Annotated in this window: 12 protein-coding genes and 2 pseudogenes; 10 read left to right on the top strand and 4 right to left on the bottom strand. The window is 73.1% G+C overall.

The window, feature by feature from the left end; genetic code table 11:
• The first annotated feature begins 264 nt into the window (after positions 1-264).
• From AC0B61_RS27070 to AC0B61_RS27045, 6 genes and pseudogenes are all read left to right on the top strand, one after another.
• On the top strand, positions 265-2,376 hold the full coding sequence (locus AC0B61_RS27070; RefSeq protein ID WP_471743470.1) for a DNA gyrase/topoisomerase IV subunit B: 2,112 nt from the start codon (positions 265-267) through the stop codon (positions 2,374-2,376).
• Between the two features lie 156 nt (positions 2,377-2,532).
• Entirely contained in the window at positions 2,533-3,018 is a 486-nt protein-coding gene (locus tag AC0B61_RS27065) for a DUF1453 domain-containing protein (protein ID WP_471743468.1), read from the top strand.
• Positions 3,019-3,063: 45 nt separating this feature from the next.
• Positions 3,064-4,250, top strand: a pseudogene (locus AC0B61_RS27060) (sensor histidine kinase).
• Positions 4,247-4,940: pseudogene (locus AC0B61_RS27055) on the top strand (response regulator). The pseudogenes AC0B61_RS27060 and AC0B61_RS27055 overlap by 4 nt, the downstream one beginning before the upstream one ends.
• A gap of 126 nt (positions 4,941-5,066) precedes the next feature.
• Positions 5,067-5,663 carry a DUF485 domain-containing protein gene (locus AC0B61_RS27050; protein WP_471743466.1) on the top strand — a complete coding sequence of 199 codons (597 nt, stop codon included), beginning with the start codon at positions 5,067-5,069 and terminating at the stop codon, positions 5,661-5,663.
• A gap of 5 nt (positions 5,664-5,668) precedes the next feature.
• Positions 5,669-7,486 carry a solute symporter family protein gene (locus AC0B61_RS27045; RefSeq protein WP_471743597.1) on the top strand — a complete coding sequence of 606 codons (1,818 nt, stop codon included), beginning with the start codon at positions 5,669-5,671 and terminating at the stop codon, positions 7,484-7,486.
• Positions 7,487-7,678: 192 nt separating this feature from the next.
• Here AC0B61_RS27045 and AC0B61_RS27040 read toward each other — a convergent pair whose 3' ends face one another.
• Positions 7,679-8,365: a response regulator gene (locus AC0B61_RS27040; protein WP_030239273.1), complete on the bottom strand. Its 687-nt coding sequence runs from the start codon at positions 8,363-8,365 to the stop codon at positions 7,679-7,681.
• On the bottom strand, positions 8,365-9,960 hold the full coding sequence (locus AC0B61_RS27035; RefSeq protein ID WP_471743465.1) for an ATP-binding protein: 1,596 nt from the start codon (positions 9,958-9,960) through the stop codon (positions 8,365-8,367). The genes AC0B61_RS27040 and AC0B61_RS27035 overlap by 1 nt, the downstream gene beginning before the upstream one ends.
• A 355-nt stretch (positions 9,961-10,315) precedes the next feature.
• Here AC0B61_RS27035 and AC0B61_RS27030 point away from each other — a divergent pair, with 355 nt between their 5' ends.
• The 3 genes from AC0B61_RS27030 to AC0B61_RS27020 all read left to right on the top strand — a co-directional run bounded on the left by AC0B61_RS27030 (position 10,316) and on the right by AC0B61_RS27020 (position 13,221).
• Positions 10,316-11,140, top strand: a complete 825-nt coding sequence (locus tag AC0B61_RS27030) for an ABC transporter ATP-binding protein (protein WP_471743463.1) — start codon at positions 10,316-10,318, stop codon at positions 11,138-11,140.
• A complete protein-coding gene (locus AC0B61_RS27025) occupies positions 11,130-11,999 on the top strand; it encodes an ABC transporter permease (protein ID WP_471743461.1) in 870 nt (289 codons plus the stop codon). The genes AC0B61_RS27030 and AC0B61_RS27025 overlap by 11 nt, the downstream gene beginning before the upstream one ends.
• Before the next feature lie 145 nt (positions 12,000-12,144).
• Complete coding sequence (locus AC0B61_RS27020) at positions 12,145-13,221, top strand: ABC transporter substrate-binding protein (RefSeq protein WP_471743459.1); 1,077 nt, start codon at positions 12,145-12,147, stop codon at positions 13,219-13,221.
• Between the two features lie 84 nt (positions 13,222-13,305).
• Here the strand turns inward: AC0B61_RS27020 and AC0B61_RS27015 are convergent, their stop codons facing one another.
• Complete coding sequence (locus AC0B61_RS27015; RefSeq protein ID WP_471743457.1) at positions 13,306-14,208, bottom strand: sucrase ferredoxin; 903 nt, start codon at positions 14,206-14,208, stop codon at positions 13,306-13,308.
• Between the two features lie 174 nt (positions 14,209-14,382).
• Positions 14,383-16,833 (bottom strand): DNA gyrase/topoisomerase IV subunit A, encoded by a 2,451-nt coding sequence (locus AC0B61_RS27010; protein ID WP_471743456.1) that lies wholly within the window; start codon positions 16,831-16,833, stop codon positions 14,383-14,385.
• A 275-nt stretch (positions 16,834-17,108) separates the two neighbouring features.
• On the opposite strand from AC0B61_RS27010, the gene AC0B61_RS27005 reads away from it, so the two are divergent.
• Entirely contained in the window at positions 17,109-18,491 is a 1,383-nt protein-coding gene (locus AC0B61_RS27005) for a M16 family metallopeptidase (RefSeq protein WP_471743454.1), read from the top strand.
• Positions 18,492-18,509: the final 18 nt, after the last annotated feature.

The raw sequence follows: 18,509 nt of genomic DNA, 5'->3' as shown, positions 1-18,509 counted from the left end.
CCGGAGCCTGCGCCGGGCCCCACGATCCGCCAGGACCGGTGCTACCGGCAGGAGATGGCGCCCTCGCGGCCCAGACCCGGGTGCGGTGCTTGTTCGCGCAGCGCGTACAAGCTGCGCGGGCCCGGGCCGTCGTGCTGCGCACCCGCAGGAGGGGTGCGAGCACGCGGAGCGACGGATGTCGGTGCGACGTGCTGCACTGGCGTTTGGTCCGGATCCGTCCGGATGTGACCGATGAGACAAGAACTTCACCGAGGAGAGTGCCGCGTGAGTGCCGAAACGACCGTGCCGTCCGCGCTGCTGGCCGGCGACGACGGTTCCAACTACACCGCGCGGCACCTGCTCGTCCTGGAGGGGCTGGAGGCGGTCCGCAAGCGCCCCGGCATGTACATCGGCTCCACCGACAGCCGCGGCCTGATGCACTGCCTCTGGGAGATCATCGACAACTCGGTCGACGAGGCGCTGGGCGGCTACGGCGACCGCATCGAGGTCGTGCTGCACCCGGACTCCTCGGTCGAGGTCCGAGACAACGGCCGCGGCATCCCGGTCGACGTCGAGCCCAAGACCGGGCTGTCCGGCGTGGAGGTCGTGATGACCAAGCTGCACGCCGGCGGCAAGTTCGGCGGCGGCTCCTACGCGGCCTCCGGCGGTCTGCACGGCGTCGGCGCCTCGGTCGTCAACGCGCTCTCCGCCCGGCTGGACGTCGAGGTCGACCGCTCCGGCCACACCCATGCGATCAGCTTCCGCCGCGGCACCCCCGGCACCTTCGCCGAGACCAGCCCGGACGCGGCCTTCGAACCCGCCAACGGCCTGACCAGGACCCGGAAGGTGCCGAAGACCCGTACCGGCACCCGGATCCGCTACTGGGCCGACCGGCAGATCTTCCTCAAGGACGCCAAGCTCTCCCTGGAGACGCTGCACAACCGCGCCCGGCAGACCGCCTTCCTCGTCCCCGGCCTGACCATCGTCGTGCGTGACGAACGGCTCACCGAGAGCGACAAGATCGAGGAGTCGGTCTTCCACTACGACGGCGGCGTCGCCGAGTTCTGCGAGTTCCTGGCCCCCGACAAGCCGGTCTGCGACGTGCTGCGGCTGCGCGGCGAGGGCACCTTCAAGGAGACCGTGCCCGTCCTGGACGACCTCGGCCACATGACCCCCACGGAGGTCACTCGCACCCTCGGCGTGGACATCGCGCTGCGCTGGGGCACCGGTTACGACACCACCCTGCGCTCCTTCGTCAACATCATCGCCACCCCCAAGGGCGGCACCCACGTCACCGGCTTCGAGCGCTCGCTGGCCAAGACCGTCAACGAGGCGCTGCGCGCGGGCAAACTGCTGCGCGTCGCCGAGGACGACATCACCAAGGACGACGCCACCGAGGGCCTCACCGCGGTGGTCACCGTCCGGCTCGCCGAGCCGCAGTTCGAGGGCCAGACCAAGGAGGTGCTCGGCACCTCCGCGGCCAACCGGATCGTCGCCGCCGTCGTCGCCAAGGAGCTCAAGGCCTTCCTCACCTCGGCCAAGAAGGACCAGAAGCTCCAGGCCCGGTCCGTGCTGGAGAAGGTCGTCGCGGCCGCCCGCACCCGGGTCGCCGCCCGCCAGCACAAGGAGGCCCAGCGCCGCAAGACCGCGCTGGAGACCAGCTCGCTGCCCGCCAAGCTGGCCGACTGCCGCAGCGACGACGTCGACCGCAGCGAACTGTTCATCGTCGAGGGCGACTCGGCGCTCGGCACCGCCAAACTCGCCCGCAACTCCGAGTTCCAGGCGCTGCTGCCGATCCGCGGCAAGATCCTCAACGTGCAGAAGGCCTCGGTGAGCGACATGCTCAAGAACGCCGAATGCGCCGCGATCATCCAGGTGATAGGGGCCGGCTCGGGCCGCACATTCGACATCGACCAGGCCCGCTACGGCCGCGTCATCTTCATGGCCGACGCCGACGTCGACGGCTCGCACATCCGCACCCTGCTGCTGACCCTCTTCCACCGCTACATGCGGCCGATGGTCGAGCAGGGCCGGGTCTTCGCCGCCGTGCCGCCGCTGCACCGGATCGAGCTCACCAACCCCAAGCGCGGCCAGGAGAAGTACCACTACACCTACTCCGACGCCGAACTGCGCTCCACCGTGCTGGAGTTCCAGCGCAAGGGCCTGCGCTGGAAGGACCCGGTGCAGCGTTACAAGGGCCTGGGCGAGATGGACGCCGACCAGCTGGCCGAGACCACCATGGACCCGCGCCACCGCACGCTGCGCCGGATCAACCTGGGCGACCTGGAGCAGGCCGAGAAGGTCTTCGACCTGCTGATGGGCAACGACGTCGCCCCGCGCAAGGAGTTCATCGTGGACTCGGCGGCCACCCTGGACCGCTCGCGCATCGACGCCTGACGCGCCCCGTCCGCGCGGGCCCTCCACCCACGGGTGGAGGGCCCGCGCGTTCCCGTCCCACCCGAGGTCCACCCCGGCTCCGATCAGCGGGAACGGCCCGGTCCGTAGCGTCGGAGAGGTCAGCAGAAGCCCTTCCGTCGGGACGGAGAAACTCCCATGAGTGCCCTCGCCAACTTCCTCGTGATCGTCGCGGTGGTGGTCCTGGTGCTCCAGCGCCAGATGCGCGTCCAGCGCCTGGACTCCGAGCGCCGCTTCTGGCTGCTGCCGCTGATCCTGGGCGTGCTCGCGCTGCGCGACCCGCAGATCATCGACCACCGGCACACCGCGGTCTCGGTCGCCCTGCTGGCCGCCGGGCTGGTCACGGTGCTCGCCATGGGCTCCGTGTGGGGCTGGACCGTCCGGCTCTGGCGGGACGCCGACGGCACCGTCCTCGCCAAGGGCACCACGGCCACGATGGCCGCCTGGGGCGGAATGATCGCCATCCGGCTCGGCCTGTACGGGCTCGGCGCGGCCCTGCACGTCCACCAGGCGGGCAGCGCGCTGATGCTCGGCATGGCGGTCATGCTGCTGGTCCGCTCGCTCGTGGTGAACTGGAGGGCCCGGATGCTGGAGCCCGCGGAGCGGACCGCCGTACCGCGCTGAACCGACCAGGGCTGCTCAGGGCTGCTCGACACCGAGGAGGCACCCGTGGCCGGGTGGTACTGGACCCGCTGGCCGTCCCGGGAGGGGCTGGACCGCGAGGCCGAGAGCCGGCCGCGGCGGATCCTCACGGTGCTCGGCCGGATCGTCCTGCTGACCACCGTCTGCTGGGGGACGTTCTCCGGCGGCAGGTACACCGGCTGGGCGCTGGCGGCGGCGGTGGCCGGGCTGGCCGCGGCCACCGGTCTCTGCGCCGGATTCCTCAGGGCCACCCGGGAACAGCGCCCGGTGCCCGCGGCCGTGCTGACCGCCGGGGTGGTCGGCGCCGCGTGGCTGGCCGACCGGGGCAGGCCGCGCTGCTCGCCGACACCCTCTGGTGCGGGGTGGCGGTGATCGCCCTGGTACGGCTGCCGCCCGCGCCCGCGCTGATCGCCGGGGTGGCCGCCCTGGGCTCGTACGCGGCGGCCAGCTGGGCGAGTTGGTTCAGTGTCGTCGCCACTGTCGGCGGGATCGGCCTGCTCGGCTACCTGCTGCGGCTGGACCTGGAGGCGCGCGGTACCGCCCGCCGGCTGCTCGAACAGGAGCGGGCCGCCCGCGCCGCCGAGGCGGAGAGCGCGGCGCTCGCCGAACGGGCCAGGATCGCCCGGGAGATCCACGACGTGCTCGCCCACAGCCTCTCCGCGCAACTCGTCCACCTGGAGGCGGCCCGGCTGATGCTGGAGGGCGACACCGACCGCGAGCAGATCCGCCAACGGGTGGTCGCGGCCCGGCGGATGGCCCAGGACGGGCTGGCCGAGACCCGGCAGGCCCTGTCCGCGCTGCGCGGCGAGTTCACCCCGGTCGGGGACTTCCTGGTCGAGCTGACCGGTCGGGAGCGGGCCGCCCTCGCCGTCACCGGCACGCCCCGGCCGCTCGCCGCGGAGGCCGGCCTCGCGGTGCGGCGCACCGCGCAGGAGGCGCTGACCAACGTCCGCAAGCACGCGCCCGGCGGCCGCTGCTCCGTCGAACTGCGCTACCTCGACGGGGTGGTGGAGCTGGAGGTGCGCAGCACCCGGGCGCCGCGCGGCCGGTCCGCGGGTGAGTCGGCGCCGGGGCCGGCGCCGGGGGAGCTGGCGGCGAGCGGCAGCGGGTACGGTCTGCTGGGGATGCGCGAACGCGCTGAACTGCTCGGCGGCACGCTGCTGGCGGGCCCGGAGGACGGAGGGTGGCGCGTGCTGCTGCGGGTGCCGGCATGACGGCGGGGGCGGTCACCAGGGTGCTGGTGGCGGACGACCAGACGGTGGTGCGCGAGGGAATCGTGATGCTGCTGGGGCTGCTGCCCGGTATCGAGGTGGTCGGCGCGGCCGGGGACGGGGAGGAGGCCGTCACCCTGGTGGAGCGGCACCACCCGGACGTGGTGCTGATGGATCTGCGGATGCCGCGCTGCGACGGCGTCGAGGCGACCCGGCGGATCCGGGCGGCGCACCCGGAGACCGAGGTCGTGGTGCTGACCACCTACGCCGACGACGACTCGCTGTTCCCGGCGCTACGGGCCGGGGCGCGCGGCTACCTCACCAAGGACGCCGGCGCCGAGGAGATCGCCCGGGCCATCGCGGACGTGCGCGCGGGTGCGGCCGGGCTCTCCCCGCAGGTCCAACTCCGGCTGCTGGAGCGGCTGTCGGAGCCACCGGGCCAGTCCGCGCCCCCGGCCGGGCGGACCTCCGCCCGGCCGGGGGAGCTGCCCGACGGGCTGACCGTCCGGGAGGCCGAGGTGCTCGGGCTGATCGCCGAGGGCCTCTCCAACACCGAGATCGCCCGGCGGCTGTTCGTCAGTCACCACCGTGAAGACCCACATCAACAACCTGTTCGCCAAGACCGCGGTGCGGGACCGGGCGCAGGCGGTCGCCTACGCGTTCCGACACGGGATCACCGGTACGCAGCAGTAGTCCGATGAGCGTCTGTCGGATGATCGATCACCTCATCGAGTGAAGGTGCAGGCGATGGTCGAGGGCGCGGTCCGGCGGCCTCCATCATGGTGCGGGACAGAACGTCCGGCCGTCGCAGGAGCAGCAGTGCCACAGCAGCAGACGAGCAGTCCCGGGCAGGGGCAGCGTTTCGACTGGTGGGCCGCTCCGGCTGCCGCCGCCCCCGCCGACGCCCCGCCCGAGCCCTCGCCCCCGCCCCGCCGAACGGCGGTGCCGGCGCAGCCCGCTCCCGCCGTTCCCGCCCGTACGGCTAGCACCAGTACGGCTCCCGCCACTACGGACGAGTCGGCGACCGCGGCGGCCCCGCCCGAGGCCGCCGTCCAGGCCGCCCCCGTGGCCCGGGCCGCCACACCCGCCCCGACGCCCGTCGACAGCACCGAGGTCTACCGGGCCGTCCAGGCCAGCGCGGCCTTCCAGGACATCCGCCGCAGCTACCGGTCGTTCGTCTTCCCGGTCGCCGGCGTCTTCCTCGGCTGGTACCTGACGTACGTGGCCGCGCAGGCCGCCGCGCCCGGTCTGATGCGCACCCCGGTGGCCGGGCCGCTCAACGTGGCCTGGCTGCTGGGCCTGCTCCAGTTCGCCTCCACCTTCGTGCTCACCTGGCTCTACGCCCGCAACGCCCGGACCCAGCGCGACCGCGCTGCCCTGGGCCTGCGCTGGGACACCCAGGACCAGCTGCGGTGACGGCCATGATGACCACCCTGATGTCCGACGCGGTGACAGCGATGACGGCGGCGACAGCGGCGACGAAGACGGCGACGAAGGCAGTGACGGTGACGACCGCGACCCCGCCCCCCGTCGCCCCCACCGGCGACCACCACTCGCTCGCGATCGTGCTGTTCGCCGTCGTCGTCCTGGTCACCCTGGGCATCACCCTCTGGGTCGGCCGCCGGGGCAGCGCCGTCGAGGACTTCTACGCCGGCGGCCGCGACTTCACCCCGCTGCAGAACGGCTTCGCGCTCTCCGGCGACTACCTCTCCGCGGCCTCCTTCCTCGGCGTCGCCGGGCTGATCGCCCTGTACGGGTACGACGGCGTGCTCTACAGCATCGGCTTCCTGGTCGCCTGGCTGGTGGTGCTGATGCTGGTCGCCGAACTCGTCCGCAACGCCGGCCGGTACACCCTCGCCGACGTGCTGGCGCTGCGGCTGCGCCGCCGCAAGGTGCGCGCCGCGGCCGGCGGCGCCAGCGTCGTCGTCACCCTGCTCTACCTGGTCGCCCAGATGGTCGGCGCCGGCTCGCTGGTCGCCCTGCTGCTGGGCACCGACAGCCCGCACGCCCGTACCTGGACGATCATCGCGGTCGGGGCCCTGATGGTCGTCTACGTGACGATCGGCGGGATGCGGGCCACCACCTGGATCCAGATCGTCAAGGCCTTCCTGCTGACCGCCGGTTCGGTGCTGCTCACCGTGCTGCTGGTGGTCCGCTTCCACGGCGACCTCGGCGAACTGATGCGCCAGGCCGCCCAGCACAGCGGCGCCGGGCACCGCTACCTGGAGCCCGGGCTCAAGTACGGCGGCAGCTTCACCAGCCGGCTGGACTTCTTCAGCCTCGGCCTCGCGCTGGTGCTCGGCACCGCCGGCCTGCCGCACATCCTGTCCCGCTTCTACACGGTGCCCACCGCGCGGGCCGCCCGCCGCTCCACGATGTGGGCGATCGGCCTGGTCGGCGGCTTCTACCTGATGGCCATCGCGCTCGGCCTCGGCGCCACCGCACTGGTCGGCTCGGCCGAGGTCCGGCACGCCAACCCGGCCGGGAACACCGCCGTCCCGCTGCTCGCCCTGGTACTCGGCGGCGGCAACGGCAGCACCGGCGGGGTGGTGCTGTTCGCGCTGATCTCGGCGATCGCCTTCGCCACCATCCTCGCCGTGGTGGCCGGGCTGACCCTGGCCTCCTCGGCGGCCTTCGCCCACGACATCTGGGCCGGCGCGTGGCGCGACCGGCCGCGGAAGCCGGGGCGGCTCGGCCGGGGCCACCGGGCGCCGGGCGGTCGGCTGCGGCGGCGCCGGGGCGAGGCCGTTCCGGCCTCCCGGTCGGCGGAGGAGCCCGCGCCCGGGGCCGGCGAGCAGCAGGAGGTCGTCGTCGCCCGGCTCGCCGCCGGCGGGATCGGCGCGGCGGCGATCGTGATCAGCCTCTTCGCCCAGCAGCTGAACGTCGCCTTCCTGGTCGGCCTGGCCTTCGCCGTCGCCGCCTCCTCGAACCTGCCGGTGCTGCTGTACAGCCTGTTCTGGTCGCGGTTCACCGTCCGCGGCGCGGTCTGGTCGGTGTACGGCGGACTGGTCCCGGCGATCGTGCTGGTGGTCTTCTCGCCGGTGGTCTCCGGCTCCAAGTCGGCGCTGTTCCCCGGCGTCGATTTCCACTGGTTCCCGCTGGAGAACCCCGGCATCGTCTCCATCCCGCTCGGCTTCCTGGCGGGCTGGATCGGGACGGTGACCTCGCGCGAGCCCGCCGACGCGGACCGGTTCGCCGAGCTGGAGGTACGTGCCCTCACCGGTGCGGGCGCGGCCTGAGCCGCCGCGCCCCGGGGAACCCCGGCGGGCCTGGGGCCGCCGGGGTTCCCCCATGTCCGGGCCCTGGAAGCTACGCCCGGGCCTGGGGGCTACGCCCGGACCCTGAGCGGCTACGCCCGGGCCTGGGGGCTACGCCCGGACCCTGAGCGGCTACGCCCGGACCCTGAGCGGCTACGCCCGGACCCTGAGCGGCTACGCCCGGGCCGCCAGGCCGTAGCGGTGTTCCGGGCGGCCGGTGTCGCCGTACCGGAGGGTCAGCCGCAGCCGGCTGTCTCGCTCCAGCTGCTTGAGGTAGCGCTGCGCGGTGGAGCGGCTCAGCCCGGTGGCGTCGGCGACCTCCTGGGCGGACAGCGGCCGGCCGGCCCGCCGCAGGACGCCCATCACCAGGTCGGTGGTCGGCGCCGAGTGGCCCTTGGGCAGCGGGCCGGCTGGGGCGGCGGCGAGGCGCAGGGTCGCGAACAGCCGGTCAACCTCGTCCTGGCCGGCCTCCCGGGCCGGAGCGGCCAGCGCGTGCCGCAGCTGCGCGTACGCCACCAGCTTCTCGCGCAGCCCGGCGAAGGTGAACGGCTTGACCAGGTACTGCAACGCGCCGTGCTGCATGGCGGCGTGGACCGTCGACACGTCCCGGGCGGCCGTCACCATCATCACGTCGCAGGCCACCTGGCGGTCCCGCAGCCGGCGCACCAGGGCCAGGCCGGTCTCGTCCGGCAGGTGGTGGTCGAGGAGCAGCAGGTCCACCGGGCGGCGCTCCAGCGCGGCCAGGGCCTCCCCGGCCGAGTGCGCGGTGCCGGTGACCCGGAAGCCCGGCACCTTGGCCACGTACGCGGCGTGCACGTCCGCGACCCGGAAGTCGTCGTCCACCACGAGTACGTCGATCATCAGGCCTCCACGAGCCGGTCGGTGAGCAGGGCCTCGGGCAGCTCGACGGTGAACCGGGCGCCGCCGAGCGGCCCGGTGTCGAGCCCGATCCGGCCGCCGGTCCGCTCGACCAGCCGCCGCACCATCGCCAGCCCCAGCCCGCGCGGACGATGCGCGGGTGCGTCCTTGCTGGTCCACCCCTCCTCGAAGACCTGCTCGCGCAGGTCCTCCGGCACGCCCGGGCCGCTGTCCGCGACCTGCAGCAGCAGGGTGGAGCCGGCCGCCGCCAGGCTCACCTCCACCCGGCCGCCCCCACCCGGCGTCAACGCGTCCACCGCGTTGTCGATCAGATTGCCCAGCACCGTCACCAGCGCCCGGGCGTCCACCACCGCATCCGGCAGATGCGCCGCCGGGGACAGCGCCAGCCGGACGCCGCGCTCGCCCGCCACCGCCGACTTGCCCGCCAGCAGCGCCGCGACGTGCGGATCCTGCACCTGCTCGGCGATCCGCGCGGCGACCACGGCGTGCGAGCCGGACTGCTCCGAGATGAACGCCACCGCCTGCTCGTGCCGGCCCAGCTCCAGCAGGCCCAGCAGGGTGTGCATCCGGTTGGCGTGCTCGTGGTCCTGGGCCCGCAGCGCCTCGGTCAGGCTGCGGGTGGTGTCCAGCTCGCGGACCAGCGACTCCAGCTCGGTGCGGTCGCGCAGGGTCACCACGGCGCCGCCTTCGGCGGTGGCCATCCGGTTCACCACCAGCACCCGGTCGTCCCGGACGGCCGGCAGGTCGGCGCCGGCGATCCGTCCGGCCAGCACTTCGGCCAGCCGGCCCGGTGGCAGCACCGCGCCGATCGGGCGGCCGGTGCAGTCCTCGGGCAGGCCGAGCAGCCGGACCGCCTCGTCGTTGGCCAGCCGGATCCGGCCGCGTTCGTCCAGTGCCACCATGCCCTCGCGGATGCCGTGCAGCATCGCTTCCCGCTCCACCAGCAGCGCGGAGATGTCGGCCAGCGCGATGTTGTGGGTGCGGCGCTTGAGCCGACGGGCCAGGGCCAGGGTGGCGATCGTCCCGGCGGCCAGGCCCGCGCCCGCGCACAGCAGGATTCCGGTGAGCATCTTCAGCAGCCGGCGGCGGATCGAGTCGTCGCTGATGCCCACCGACACCTCGCCGACGATCCGGCCGTCGGCCATCCGCAGCGGCACCTTGCCGCGCGCGGTGCGGCCCAGGGTGCCCTCCTGGATCGCGGTGACGCTGCGGCCGCCCAGCGCCGGCTCAGGGTCGGTGCTGACCCGGTGGCCGATCCGGCCCGGGTCGGTGTGCGAGAGCCGGATCCCGTCCCGGTCGGTGACCACGACGAAGCTGGCGCCGGTGGCCAGGCGGATCTGCTCGGCGTTGCGCTGCGCGGCCACCACGTCGCGGGTGTCGGCGGCCCGGGCGATCGTCTCGTCGGTGGCGGTGGCCTGGGCGATCGACAGGGCCCGCTGCATGGCGTCGTGGTCCAGTTCGCTGCTGACCGGGGCCAGGAACAGCCCGGCGGTCACGGCGGTGACACCGACGGTGACGACGGTCTGGCTCAGCAGCAGCTGGGCGAAGACCCGGCGGGGCCAATGGGGGAGCTTCATCCGGGCCTCCTCTCGGCGGCTTCGGGCGGTTCTGCGGGGGCGGGGGGCGGGCCGCCCCGGGTGGGGGGCTTGTTCCAAAGCGGGGACTTGTTCCGAGGTGGGGCCTTGTCCTCCGCCAGGGGCTCCGTCCTCCGCCAGGGGTTCCGACCTCCGCCAGGGGCCCGTCCTCCGCCGGGGGTCGGGACACCTTACGTTTCCGGCGTGTTTCTGTCAGCCGTGCCCCCGCAGTTGTAGCGGAAGCAAAACGAGCAGAACACCCCTCAATGCGGAGAAGCCGCACTACGCCGAGAAGGCTCCCGCCGGGGCCCGGCCGGCTCCTACCGTTCCGGGGCAAGCACAGACCCGGGAGGATCGGATGAGCAAAACCCCGGCGATCGAGCTGTCCGGCGCGACCAAGCGGTTCCGCACGCCCTCCGGGGCCCTGCACACCGCCGTCCGCGATCTCGATCTGACCGTCGCCCAAGGCGAGTTCGTCGCCGTCGTCGGGCCCACCGGCTGCGGCAAGTCCACCACGCTGACCCTGGTCAGCGGCCTGGAGGAGCCCACCGAGGGCGAGGTCCGGGTGTACGGCGAGCCCGTCAGCGGGATCGACCCCAAGGTCGGGTTCGTGTTCCAGCAGGACGCCGTCTTCCCCTGGCGGACGGTCCTGTCCAACGTCATGGCCGGCCCCCGCTTCCGCGGGGTGCCCGCCGCCGAGGCCAGGGAACGGGCCCGGGACTGGCTGGGCCGGGTCGGCCTCGCCGCCTTCGAGGACCGCTACCCGCACCAGCTGTCCGGCGGCATGCGCAAGCGCGTCGCGCTCGCCCAGACCTTCGTCAACGACCCGGCGATCCTGCTGATGGACGAACCGTTCTCGGCGCTGGACGTCCAGACCCGCGCCCTCATGTCGGACCAGCTGCTGGAGCTGTGGGCCGGTACGAGTTCCGCCAGCAACGCGGCGTCGGTCGTCTTCGTCACCCACGACCTGGACGAGGCCATCGCGCTCGCCGACCGGGTCGTCGTCATGACCGCCGGACCGGCCACGGTCAAGGAGGTCTTCACCGTCGACCTGCCACGACCGCGCACCGTGGAGGCCGTCCGGCTGGAGCCGAGGTTCGTCGAGCTGTACCGCGAGATCTGGGCCTCGCTCGGCGAAGAGGTGCGCATCACCCGGGAGAGAGGAGCGGGTCGTGCCGCTTGAGACCGCGTCCGCCGTCGCCGGGAAGCCCCCGGTCGTCACGACGAGAACCGAGGCCCGCGAACGGGCCGCCCGCAACCGGAAGTTGACCGTCTACGCGGCCCGGGTCGCGGTCCTGGCCGGCTTCCTCGGACTCTGGGAGGTCTGCGCCCGTACGGACGTCATCGATCCGTTCAACTTCTCGCAGCCGTCGAGGATCTGGGACCAGATCTGGCAGTGGACCACCCACGGCACCGCGCAGGGCTCGCTCGGCGAACAGATCGCCTACACCCTCTACGAAGCCCTCAGCGGCTGGGTGATCGGCGTCATCGGCGGTGTGCTGCTGGGCATCGCGCTCGGCCGGATCCGCTTCCTCGCCGACGTGTTCGGGCCGTACATCAAGGTGCTCAACGCGATCCCGCGCATCGTCCTCGCGCCGATCTTCCTGATCTGGTTCGGCCTCGGCCCGGCCTCCAAGGTCGCCTCCGCCGTGGTGCTGGTGTTCTTCCCGGTGTTCTTCAACGCCTTCCAGGGCGCCCGCGAGGTGGACCGCAACCTCGTCGCCAACGCCCGCATCCTGGGCGCCGACAACCGCAAGGTCACCCTCCAGGTGGTCATCCCCGCCGCCACCACCTGGATCTTCACCAGCCTGCACGTCAGCTTCGGCTTCGCGCTGATCGGCGCCATCGTCGGCGAGTACATCGGCGCCACCAAGGGCCTCGGCCTGCTCGTCGCGGCCGCCCAGGGCACCTTCAACGCGGCCGGCGTGTACGCCGCCATGACCATCCTCGCCGTCGTCGCGCTGCTCACCGAGGGGCTGCTGACCTTCGCCGAGAACAAGCTGTTCCGCTGGAAGCCCGCCGACGCGGGCGACGGCCGCTGACTCCACAGACCCGGCCTGCTGAGCCGCCTGACCAGCTGACTTCCCCCGCCCCGCTGACGTCCCCTGCCCGCTGACTTCCCCCGCCCCGCTGACGTCCCCTGCCCGCTGACTCCCCGCCGGTCAGAAGAGAGAGGCACCCCCACCCATGCGCCCCCACCCCACCGGCAGAGCCGCCGCGACCGCCCTCGCCGCCGTCCTGCTCCTCCCGCTCACCGCCTGCGCCAACGACGCCGCCACCGCCGGCCACGGCGCGGTCGCCGCCCCGGCCGGGCAGCAGGTCGACGGGCCCAAGGTCAAGATCATGGTCGGTGGCCTGGACAAGGTCATCTACCTGCCCGCGATGCTCACCCAGCGGCTCGGCTACTTCGCCGAGGCCGGCGTCAACGTCGAGCTGATGACCGAACCCGCCGGCGTCAACGCCACCACCGCGCTCCTCGCGGGGGACGTCCAGGGCGCCGTCGGCTTCTACGACCACACCATCGACCTGCAGGCCAAGGGCAAGAACGTCGAGTCCGTGGTGCAGTTCGCCCAGGCGCCCGGCGAGGTCGAGGTGGTCTCCGCCAAGCAGGCCGACGCCGTCAGGTCCGGCGCCGACTTCAAGGGCAGGAAGCTGGGCGTCACCAGCCTCGGCTCCTCGACCGACTTCCTCACCAAGTACCTCGCCGTCAAGAACGGCACCGCCGTCAGCGAGTTCAGCCCGATCGCGGTCGGCGCCGGCCAGACCTTCATCGCCGCGCTCCAACAGGGCAGCATCGACGCCGGGATGACCACCGACCCGACCGTCGCCAACATCCTGGACAAGGGCCTCGGCAAGATCCTCTACGACATGCGCACCCCCGAGGGCTCGCGCCAGGCCCTCGGCGGCCTGTACCCGTCGTCCTCGCTGTACATGAACATCGACTGGGTCGAGAAGAACAAGGACACCACCCAGAAGCTCGCCAACGCCTTCGTGAAGACCCTCAAGTGGATGTCCTCCCACACCCCCGAGGAGATCGCCGCGAAGATGCCCGCCGACTACGCGCAGGGCGGCGCCGACCAGTACGCGGCGGCGATCAAGGCGACGCTGCCGATGTTCACCACGGACGGCGTGATGCCGGCCGACGGGCCGAAGACGGTGCTCTCGGTGCTCGCGGCGTTCCACCCCGACGTCAAGGGAAAGGAGGGGACGGTCGACCTGTCCAGGACGTACACCACGGAGTTCGTCGGCAAGGCCACCGGCTGACCCCCGGCCGCCGCGGTCCCGCGCTCACCCCCACGGGCGCGGGCCCGCCGCGTTCACACCCCCACGGGCGCGGGCCCGCCGCGTTCACACCCCCCGTACGGACAGCACGTCCATCCGCGACGGCGTCCCCGCCGCCTTGCCGCAGCTTTCCGGACGCGGCGGCACGCTCACCGACTCGATCACGTCCACCTCCCAGGCCCGGCCGTCCCGGTGCAGCACCGCGACCAGCCAGCGGCCCGCGCCGTCCGGGCGCTGCGTGAGCGTCAGCGCGTCCGCCCCGGTCTCCCCGATGGCCAGCCGCACCGCGTGCTCGGCGGCCTGGCCCGGACGGTCCCAGCCCGAGCAGCCCCGCGACCACTCCGGCACCATGTGCCCGGCCGCCGTCGCCGCCAGCACCTCCTTCGCCGTCTCCGGCGTCAACCGCCCGTACGCGTAGCCGTACGGCAGCACCAGCATCGTCGGGGAGAAGCGGTGCCCGCCCAGGTGGGTCACCTCCCAGACCTCGCTGTGCCCGGCCGCGACCAGCTCCGCCGCGAGCGGACGGCCCAGCAGCGCGCAGCAGCGGTCCCGTCGCCCGTTGGTGCACACCAGCGCCAGCGGGCCGCCGACGTGCTCCGCCCCGAAGCCCGTGTGGTCGCCCGCGCCGAGTGCCGCGAAGTCCAGCCCCAGCAGCTCCGCGGGGTCCGCCGACCACGCCCGGCGCACCCAGCCGCGGCCCGGCACGGTGTGCGCGACGATCACCTCGCGCCGCGCCGTCGGCAGGCAGTCCGCGTGCCGGCCCGGGCGCCGGATCAACGCCACCCGCACGCCCGTCCCCGCCGCGGCCGCCTCCAGTGCCCGCCCCACCGCCGGATCCAGGTGGCTCTCACCCAGCGCCTTCGCGCCCCACGGACCGTTCTGCTCCACCAGCAGCCAGGTGGTCGCCACCGCCGCCGTCGCGGCCAGCGGCTCCGAAAGTTCACGCGACACGGTCGCACAGGTGCTCACCCTGGCAAGGCTACCCTCACTCGATCATCCGGACGCAGCCGTCCCGGGCCCGGCCGTCCACGGCGCGGCCAGGAAGAAGCGCCGGCGCGGCGACCACGAAGAAGCGCGTCGGCGGCCACGACGAAGCGGAGGGGCACCGGCTGCTGCCGGTACCCCTCCGCCGGGCGCGAACCGTCACGCCGGCCCGGCGACCACCGCGATCGGGGTGGTGACCGGGGTACCCGAGCCGTCGCGGCGCGGGTCGCGGTCGGGGAGGTCGACCGGGGCGCCCTTGGCCGTGGCGGCGCGCGCCGGGGCGGCCCCCGCCCAGGCGAATGCCAGGCCGTCCTCGCCGCGCAGGAAGCGCTGGCAGCGGACGCCGCCGGTGGCGCGGCCCTTGCGCGGGTACTGCTCGAACGGGGTGACCTTCCAGGTCGTCTGCTCGCCGCCGGTCAGCGTGTCCGAGGCCGTGGCCACCGTGACGATCACGGCGTCCGTGGCCGGGTCCACCGCGGCGAAGGACAGCACCCGGGCGCCGTCCGACAGCTTGATGCCCGCCATGCCGCCCGCCGGGCGGCCCTGCGGGCGCACCTGGCCCGCCGGGTAGCGCAGCAGCTGCGCGTCCGAGGCGATGAAGACCAAGTCCTCCTCGCCGGTGCGCAGTTCGACCGCGCCCACCAGTTCGTCACCCTCCTTGAGGGCGATCACCTCGAACTCGTCCTTGTTCGCCGGCCACTCCGGCACCACCCGCTTGACGACGCCCTGCGCGGTGCCCAGCGCCAGCCCCGGCGAGGACTCGTCCAGCGTGGTCAGCGCCAGCACCCGCTCCCCGGCCTCCACGCGCAGGAACTCGCCCACCGCGGCCCCGCCCGCCAGGGTCGGCGACGGCGTCGGCGGCAGCGCCGGCAGGTCGATCACCGGTAGCCGCAGCACCCGGCCCGCGGACGTCACCACTCCCACGTCCGCCCGGGCCGTCGCGTGCACGGACGACACGATCACGTCGTGCTTCGAGCGCTTCTCCGACAGCTCGAACGGCTCGCCGTCCGCCGTCCGCGCCAGCAGCCCCGTCGAGGACAGCAGCACCCGGCACGGGTCGTCCGCCACCTCCAGCGGCACCGCCAGAGACGCCGACGGAGCCGCCCCCGCCTCCAGCAGGACGGTGCGCCGCTCCGTCCCGAACTGCTTGGCCACCGCGCCGAGTTCGGACGAGACCACGCTGCGCAGCCGGGTGTCCGACTCCAGGATCTCGGTCAGCTCCGCGATCTCCGCGGTGAGCTTCTCCTTCTCCTGCTCCAGCTCCACCCGGTCGAACCGGGTCAGCCGGCGCAGCGGCGTGTCCAGGATGTACGCGGTCTGCGTCTGCGACAGCGAGAAGCGCTCCATCAGGCGCTCCTTCGCCTGCTGGGCGTTGTCGCTCGACCGGATGATCGCGATGACCTCGTCGATGTCGACCAGCGCCACCAGCAGGCCCTCGACCAGGTGCAGCCGCTCCTCCCGCTTGCGGCGGCGGAAGTCGCTGCGCCGGCGCACCACGGTGAAGCGGTGGTCGACGTAGACCTCCAGCAGCTCCTTCAGGCCCAGCGTCAGCGGCTGCCCGTCCACCAGCGCCACGTTGTTGATGCCGAAGGTCTCCTCCATCGGCGTCAGCTTGTAGAGCTGCTCCAGCAGGGCCTCCGGCACGAAGCCGTTCTTGACCTCGATCACCAGCCGCAGGCCGTGCTCGCGGTCGGTCAGGTCCTTGACGTCCGCGATGCCCTGCAGCTTCTTCGCGTTGACCAGGTCCTTGATCTTCGCGATGACCTTCTCCGGGCCGACGTTGTACGGCAGCTCGGTGACCACGATGCCCTTGCGGCGGGCCGTCACCGCCTCCACCGTCGTCGTCGCCCGGATCCTGAACGTGCCGCGGCCCGACTCGTACGCGTCCCGGATGCCCGACAGGCCCACGATCCGGCCGCCGGTCGGCAGGTCCGGGCCGGGCACGAACCGCATCAGCGTGTCCAGGTCCGCGGTCGGGTGCTTGATCAGGTGCCGGGCCGCAGCCACCACTTCGGACAGGTTGTGCGGCGGCATGTTCGTCGCCATGCCCACCGCGATGCCCGTCGCGCCGTTCACCAGCAGGTTGGGGAACGCGGCGGGCAGCGCCAGCGGCTCCTGCTCGCTGCCGTCGTAGTTCGGGCCGAAGTCGACGGTGTCCTCGTGGATCGACTCCACCATCGCCATCGACGCGGCCGTCAACCGCGACTCGGTGTAGCGCATCGCCGCCGGCGGGTCGTCGTTGCCCAGCGAACCGAAGTTGCCGTGCCCGTCGATCAGCGGCAGCCGCATCGAGAACGGCTGCGCCATGCGCACCACGGAGTCGTAGATCGAGGCGTCGCCGTGCGGGTGCAGCCGGCCCATCACCTCGCCCACCAGGCGCGCGCACTTCACGTGGCCGCGCTCCGGGCGCAGGCCCATCTCGTTGGCCTGGTAGAGGATCCGGCGGTGCACCGGCTTCAGACCGTCCCGCGCGTCGGGCAGCGCACGCGAGTAGATCACCGAGTAGGCGTACTCCAGGAAGGAGCCCTGCATCTCGTCCACGACGTCGACGTCGAGGATCCGCTCCTCGAAGTCTCCGGGCGGCGGGGTCTGCGAACTGCGGCGGGCCATCGCGGCGGGGCTCCCTTACGTGTCGCTGGCTGTGTCTCGGTCGGGCGTCGGTCGCTCACTGCCGCCCTGCCGCCGGACCCGTCAACCGAGTGCGGCGGACAGGGCACGGCGCCCCCATTGTGGACCCTCGCGCCGACACTCCCGGTCAGCGGCCCTCTTCCGCCCCTGGCGAACGACCCCGTCCGCGCGGACACGAACACGGCCCCCGTGCGTTGCACCACAATGGGGGACGCCACACGAACCCCCGACATCGACGACGGGAAGGACCCGAGCGCATGGCCAACCCGGCCCCCGCCTCCAGCCGAGGCATCGCCATCACCGAGCACCGCCTGGCCAACGGCCTGCGCGTCGTCCTCTCCGAGGACCACCTGACCCCGGTCGCCGCCGTCTGCCTCTGGTACGACGTGGGCTCCCGCCACGAGGTGAAGGGCCGCACCGGCCTCGCCCACCTCTTCGAGCACCTGATGTTCCAGGGCTCCGCCAACGTCTCCAACAACGGCCACTTCGAGCTGGTCCAGGGCGCCGGCGGCTCGCTCAACGGCACCACCAGCTTCGAGCGCACCAACTACTTCGAGACCATGCCCGCCCACCAGCTGGAGCTCGCCCTCTGGCTGGAGGCCGACCGGATGGGCTCGCTGCTCGCCGCCCTCGACGAGACGTCCATGGAGAACCAGCGCGACGTCGTCAAGAACGAGCGCCGCCAGCGCTACGACAACGTCCCGTACGGCACCTCCTTCGAGAAGCTCACCGCGCTCTCCTACCCCGACGGCCACCCGTACCACCACACGCCGATCGGCTCCATGGCCGACCTCGACGCGGCCACCCTGGAAGACGCCCGCACGTTCTTCCGCACGTACTACGCGCCCAACAACGCGGTCCTGTCCGTCGTCGGCGACATCGACCCCGAGCAGACCGTCGCCTGGGTCGAGAAGTACTTCGGCTCCATCCCCGCGCACGACGGCAAGCAGCCCCCGCGCTCCGGCGAACTGCCCGACACCATCGGCCGCGAGATCCGCGAGGAGGTCCACGAGGACGTCCCCTCCCGCGCCCTGACGGCCGCCTACCGCCTCCCGCACGACGGCACCCGCGAGGCCGACGCCGCCGACCTCGCCCTCACCATCCTCGGCAGCGGCGAGTCCAGCCGCCTCTACAACCGGCTGGTGCGCCGCGACCGCACCGCCGTCGCCGCCGGCTTCGGCCTGCTGCGCCTGGCCGGCGCCCCCAGCCTCGGCTGGCTCGACGTCAAGACCTCCGGCGACGCCACCATCGCGCAGATCGACGCCGCCGTCGACGAGGAGCTCGCCCGCTTCGCCGCCGAAGGCCCCACCCCCGAGGAACTCGAACGCGCCCAGGCGCAGATCGAGCGCGAGTGGCTCGACCGGCTCACCACCGTCGCCGGCCGCGCCGACGAACTCTGCCGCTACGCCGTCCTGTTCGGCGACCCCAAGCTGCTCAACGACGCCCTCCCCAAGGTCCTCGACGTCACCGCCGAGGAGGTCCAGGCCGTCGCCAAGGCCCTGCTCCACCCCGACAACCGGGCCGTCCTCGTCTACGAGCCGACCGGCGCCGCCGAGGGCGACGCCGACAGTGACGCCACCGCCGCCGAGACCGACGCCGCTTCCGACGCCGCTTCCGAAGAGGAGGGTGCCGCCGTATGAGCACCGACTACGTCCCCG

The sequence above is a fragment of the Kitasatospora sp. NPDC023385 genome (genome assembly GCF_055664045.1).
This window is presented reverse-complemented; position numbering and strand designations above follow the sequence as displayed.

Coding starts and splice junctions, on each gene's coding strand:
- AC0B61_RS27065 (WP_471743468.1), top strand. CDS start 2,533: ATGAGTGCCCTCGCCAACTTCCTCGTGATCGTCGCGGTGGTGGTCCTG.
- AC0B61_RS27035 (WP_471743465.1), bottom strand. CDS start 9,960: ATGAAGCTCCCCCATTGGCCCCGCCGGGTCTTCGCCCAGCTGCTGCTG.
- AC0B61_RS27030 (WP_471743463.1), top strand. CDS start 10,316: ATGAGCAAAACCCCGGCGATCGAGCTGTCCGGCGCGACCAAGCGGTTC.
- AC0B61_RS27040 (WP_030239273.1), bottom strand. CDS start 8,365: ATGATCGACGTACTCGTGGTGGACGACGACTTCCGGGTCGCGGACGTG.
- AC0B61_RS27020 (WP_471743459.1), top strand. CDS start 12,145: ATGCGCCCCCACCCCACCGGCAGAGCCGCCGCGACCGCCCTCGCCGCC.
- AC0B61_RS27005 (WP_471743454.1), top strand. CDS start 17,109: ATGGCCAACCCGGCCCCCGCCTCCAGCCGAGGCATCGCCATCACCGAG.
- AC0B61_RS27010 (WP_471743456.1), bottom strand. CDS start 16,833: ATGGCCCGCCGCAGTTCGCAGACCCCGCCGCCCGGAGACTTCGAGGAG.
- AC0B61_RS27045 (WP_471743597.1), top strand. CDS start 5,669: ATGATGACCACCCTGATGTCCGACGCGGTGACAGCGATGACGGCGGCG.